A 4,809-nucleotide genomic window follows, 5' to 3' on the forward strand; every position below is an offset into this window, starting at 1 on the left:
GCACAACGTTCAGTATAAGAAACGTAGGGCTGTTGATAAGCACTTCCGTTTCGATTTATTACTTAGCTAAATATAAATATTTTGCTTTTATCTTATTTATTCTAAACGCCAAATTTTATATTTAGCGGACTTAGTTAATATTCACAGACCTTTCGGTTAAGCCACAAATGCCCTATGTTTTTTATACATTGTTGTGTGTAGTGCTTCTCGCACGTATCAGTCCATATATCATAAATCCTACGCCTATTATAACGTAAGGAATACTTAAAATTTGTCCCATATTAAAAGACATTTCATCTTCAAAGCCAACTTGGTTTTCTTTTACAAATTCAATTAAAAATCTTGCTACAAAAATTAGCACAAGCACAAGTCCAAAGAAAAATCCTCTTTTAAATTTATGCCTCATTTTTTTATAAAGAAATACCATAATCGTAAAAATGATAAGGTAGGAAATTGCCTCGTATAATTGTGCTGCGTGTCTTGGAATATTATCTATTCGTTCAAAAATCACACCTAAAGGACTTGTCGTTTGAATTCCAATAATTTCTGAATTCATAAAGTTACCAAATCTGATAAATACGCCTAATAAAGGTGCTGCGATCGCAATTAAATCCAAAGTGCCAATCATTGATTGTTTTGTCTTTCGAGAGTAAAAAAACAATGCAATAAGAAAACCTAAAACTCCACCGTGACTTGCTAAACCTTGAAAACCAGTAAATTCAAAACCTCCTTCTTCAAGAAACCTGATAGGAAGTATCATTTCAAGTGGATTTGCTAAATAATAATCTAGTTCGTAAAAAAGGCAATGTCCAAGTCTCATTCCAACAACTAAACCAACAATTCCATACATTGTAAGTTTATCAAGATTTTCAGATGATAAACCTTCCTTTTTGAAAAGCCACTTTAAAGTATAAATAGTCAAAATTATTCCTGTTACAAACATTAAGCTGTAATAGCGAATAGAAAATCCGAAGATATTTGCTATTTCTGGGTCAAGATTCCAATTAATATAGTTTAAAATCATATCGTAATTTTCAATGGTAGCAAAGCTTTTTTTGCATTACACACAACGTCTCGTATAAGAATAGTAGCGGGTTAAAAAACACTTACTTTTCGGTTAAAAACAGACCTTATTTATATTTACTCACTTTCGTTTTAGCGATAAAACTGCTATTATTTTTATACATTGTTATGCACTTTTATTTTTCAGAATTGTATAAATAGTCAGCAGCAGCTTGTCCCATTTTTCTGTAATCGTGTCCAACATCTGGGATTATTTCTAATTTCCAGTTGTGTTTTTTATTAAATTGAGATGTGATTTCCTTAGATGAATTATAAAAATATTTTCCTCTAGTTAATCTCCCTAAACCTTGTTTGTCAGCTTCTGGGGAACGCCTTAAGCTTCCTCTTGTTTCGTTGGCATCATCTTTCTCACCTAAAAAAACAATTAATTCAGAACTGTAGTCAATCTTTTCTGAAGATTGAATTGTCCCCTTAAGACCATATGGAAATTCATCTGAATCCGTAGGTGTGGTATACCAACCAGAATTAGCTGCCAAGATTCTATTCGCTTTGTTATTTGAATTGAAGATTGCAAATCTATGTAGTATCTGACCTCCAGCTGAATGTCCAAACATATCGTAGGTGTCTGTATTTAAATCAAGATTTCCCTTAACTTCTTCAAAAATTCTGTCGAAATCATTGAATATCCATTCTTTTGGATTGTTATTTATTCTAAAACTCTCAATTGCTGTTCTATCTTGGTTAATTTTCACATCCTCATACATTCCAGCCAAATTATAATTCCAAAATTCAGGATAGTTTTTTTCATTATATTCGGGTGATAATACCAGAACATTATATTCTTCAGCTTTTTCAATCCAAGAATCTCTATAATCATCTCCATTGCGTCCACCTCCGGGTATTACATAAACAACATCTGATGTTTTACTAAAATTACTTGGTTTGTAATAGTGAATTACAATACTATCTGCTTTGTTATGTCCTCCTTCGATGATAAACTTACCAGAACCTTTATTGATGTTGATTTTAGAAGTTGGTGTATTTTCTTTACTAGATGTTTTCTTAGTGTTTTGACAAGAAAGAAGAGAAAGAAAGGCTAGTAGAATTAGAATTTTAGTTTTCATTGGATTATAGTTGTTTTTAATTGTGCATAACGGTTGTGTATATGGCTAGTAGCGTGCAAAATAGCGATTACCTTTCGGTTAAGCACGAGCCAATTTTTTAATTTTATTATTATCTTTTTTCTCAATAAGCCAAATTAAAAAATTTGGCGAACTTCCAAATACGCTATAACTTCGATTAATCAACTAATTAGCTATGAGCTATATACGGTGTTACAGCACGTATTTTTTCACGATATTGCCGTAACTTTTATTTTATCAATTATCCATTTACCATTTATTTTTCTAATAAAAACCAAACCACTAAATCCGCAAAGTCGCCCGCAACCAAATCCGCTTATCATAACTCCGTAATTTTTTGTTCGGTCAAATTGAATTCGGGAAAACCCAGTTATTCCAGAAAGATAAAAATCGTAATCTCCTTTCCACACTTTGCTTGTCGCTGGCAATTCAGAACGATATTTCAGCTTAAACTTATCAGCGTGTTTTAAATCCGTTAAATTTATTTTATAGGATTCTTCAATATTGAGAGTATCTAATTCAATTTCGAAATCCTTGTAAAAATCAATAAGTTCTTTTTTCGCTCTTTCATTTATTTGGTAAGTACTGTCCACAATCGCAATTACCAATTTTGTTGTGTCCTTTTCTAATTCAGCTTTTCGTTTTTCGTATTCGGCTATCATTTTAGATTCGTCCCATTTAATTGCTGTTGAATCACTCCATTCAGAATTTGGTGGCGGTGGTGGTGGCGGTGCCAATCTTGTATCGTGAAATACAGAATCAAGTAACACTGGAAAAATTTCATTAGCAACAGATTTTTCAAATTCCAAATCCGTCTGCTTTTTATCACAACTTATAAAAAGCAGAAAAGTTGAAATTATGACAAATGTTAGTTTTATGGTCATATGTGCTGTAACGGCTCGGCTATGGTTAGTACGGGAATTAAAAGTAGTGAATTTCCGATTAAGCACTTAGCCAAAACTTTTTATCTTGTTTTATCTTTTCATTTTTAAAACCAAATCAAAAGATTTGGCGGACTTAGTTTAAAGCTCTAAACTTTGGGTTAAGCACCAAAACCCGTATTAATTATAGCCATTGTTGTATGTAGTCTTTATTCACCGTAATTTTTCATAAAATCTTCCTTACTTAATTTATAACATTTCAGAAGTTTATACAGTTCTTTTCCAGTCATAAACATATTAAATGCATAGTCAATTTTTTTGTGGATTGGAAATTCGGTTGTTTCTGCAAGACGTATATACATTACAAAATCATCCCCATTATCAATTCTATCATTGTTTATGTTCATATGTTCTTTCGAAAAATGAATGAAACCACTTGTATTTCCGTATAATAGTCGAAATCCAGGATAAAGAATGTCTAACTTTTTGGACAAGTAATAGTCAGTCATTTTATTTCCATCACCGTCTTCTATATTTCGAATATGTTCGCCTTTCATAATTCTTTGATAGAAGTCAAGTCTGTCAGGAACTAAACTTAAAGCGAATAGTCGCATACAATTATCAGCCTGTAGCCTAATTAAATTGATTGCTGTAATCCAATTATTCGTTTCAGTTAATGCTTTAAAACCTCTATTCAGTTCAATTGCACGATGAACAATAGAGAATGTAAAGTGACTTGGTTTAGATAGTACTTTTTTATCAGTTTCATTTTTGAAAATTTCAACCGCAACATTATTTAGTTCTTTATTTAAATCATCTATAGAATCATAGATAAGGTTCAAGTCCTCTTCACTAACATCTTTATTTATTGGTTGATTTTCCATTCAGTTCTTTGATTACATACAACGTCTAGCTAAACTGCGTTTTAATGCAGTTTAGGTTTTGTTATGCAAATTTATCAGTCATTTATAGATAATGTTTCTAAGAATAACTTAATTATTTCTTGATCCTCTTTAAAATCCTCGTTTAATAACATTGTAATTACGATTATACCTTCATCTTTTGCTCCGTAAGTTGCTACAGTATATACTTCTTTTTCCCCTTTATATTTTAGAGTAGCCTGAATACCTTCAATTATTTGACCACTTTTTAGTTTTTTCTTGAACTTCTTTTCAGATTTCGAATAACCATAATTTATGCTTTCTTTAGTAAGTTCATTCAGCATTAATTGAGTCAAACTACTTGGGTTCATTGTCTGATATTTTTGAACCATAAAACCATTACCTGTGGATTTCACAATCATACACTGTTCAATACCCTGCTCAATTTTTGAGTTTGACACACTCAGTGACTTATCATGGCTAAAAGAAATCATATCATCTGAATAAGTCAATATATCAGGCTGTATAATACTAATTGTCAATTCTTCTCCTGAAGTAGTCTTATAGGAAAAATCATTATTAATATCAACTCTAATGGAGTCATTATTAATTATTATGATGTAATTCCCTTGGTTTTGAGCAAAAATTACTGAGCTAATAAAAAATGCTAGTGAGGTCAAAATAGTTCTTATCATTTATCTGGTTTTAAGTTTTGCATAACGTTTAGTATAAGGAACGTAGGGCAGTTGATAGGCACTTAGGTTTCGGTTTATTACTTAGCTAAATATAAATATTTTGCTTTTATCTTTTTTGTTCTAAATGCCAAATTTTATATTTAGCGGACTTCATTAATATTCACAGACCTTTCGGTTTAGCACAAAA

At 31.2% G+C, this 4,809-nt stretch carries 5 protein-coding genes; all 5 read right to left on the minus strand.

Going from position 1 to position 4,809, the window contains the following annotated elements; translation table 11 throughout:
• Nucleotides 1-181: 181 nt before the first annotated feature.
• Entirely contained in the window at nt 182-1,024 is an 843-nt protein-coding gene (gene lgt, locus CXF67_RS08050; protein WP_102088290.1) for a prolipoprotein diacylglyceryl transferase, read from the minus strand.
• A gap of 175 nt (nt 1,025-1,199) precedes the next feature.
• Nucleotides 1,200-2,147, minus strand: coding sequence for a hypothetical protein (locus tag CXF67_RS08055; protein ID WP_102088291.1), 948 nt, complete (start codon nt 2,145-2,147; stop codon nt 1,200-1,202).
• Nucleotides 2,148-2,374: 227 nt separating this feature from the next.
• Nucleotides 2,375-2,974 carry a hypothetical protein gene (locus CXF67_RS08060; protein WP_145990403.1) on the minus strand — a complete coding sequence of 200 codons (600 nt, stop codon included), beginning with the start codon at nt 2,972-2,974 and terminating at the stop codon, nt 2,375-2,377.
• Between the two features lie 281 nt (nt 2,975-3,255).
• The gene (locus tag CXF67_RS08065) at nt 3,256-3,930 is read right to left on the minus strand and encodes a hypothetical protein (protein ID WP_102088293.1); all 675 of its coding nucleotides are present in this window, start codon (nt 3,928-3,930) and stop codon (nt 3,256-3,258) included.
• Nucleotides 3,931-4,004: 74 nt separating this feature from the next.
• Complete coding sequence (locus CXF67_RS08070; RefSeq protein WP_102088294.1) at nt 4,005-4,622, minus strand: hypothetical protein; 618 nt, start codon at nt 4,620-4,622, stop codon at nt 4,005-4,007.
• Nucleotides 4,623-4,809 lie beyond the last annotated feature (187 nt).

Origin of the sequence: Psychroflexus sp. MES1-P1E, from assembly GCF_002836055.1 — a bacterium.
GTDB lineage: Bacteria > Bacteroidota > Bacteroidia > Flavobacteriales > Flavobacteriaceae > Psychroflexus.

Excerpts from the sequence above, each read along its gene's own strand:
- lgt (WP_102088290.1), bottom strand. The coding sequence starts at position 1,024 with ATGATTTTAAACTATATTAATTGGAATCTTGACCCAGAAATAGCAAAT.
- CXF67_RS08055 (WP_102088291.1), bottom strand. The coding sequence starts at position 2,147 with ATGAAAACTAAAATTCTAATTCTACTAGCCTTTCTTTCTCTTCTTTCT.
- CXF67_RS08065 (WP_102088293.1), bottom strand. The coding sequence starts at position 3,930 with ATGGAAAATCAACCAATAAATAAAGATGTTAGTGAAGAGGACTTGAAC.
- CXF67_RS08070 (WP_102088294.1), bottom strand. The coding sequence starts at position 4,622 with ATGATAAGAACTATTTTGACCTCACTAGCATTTTTTATTAGCTCAGTA.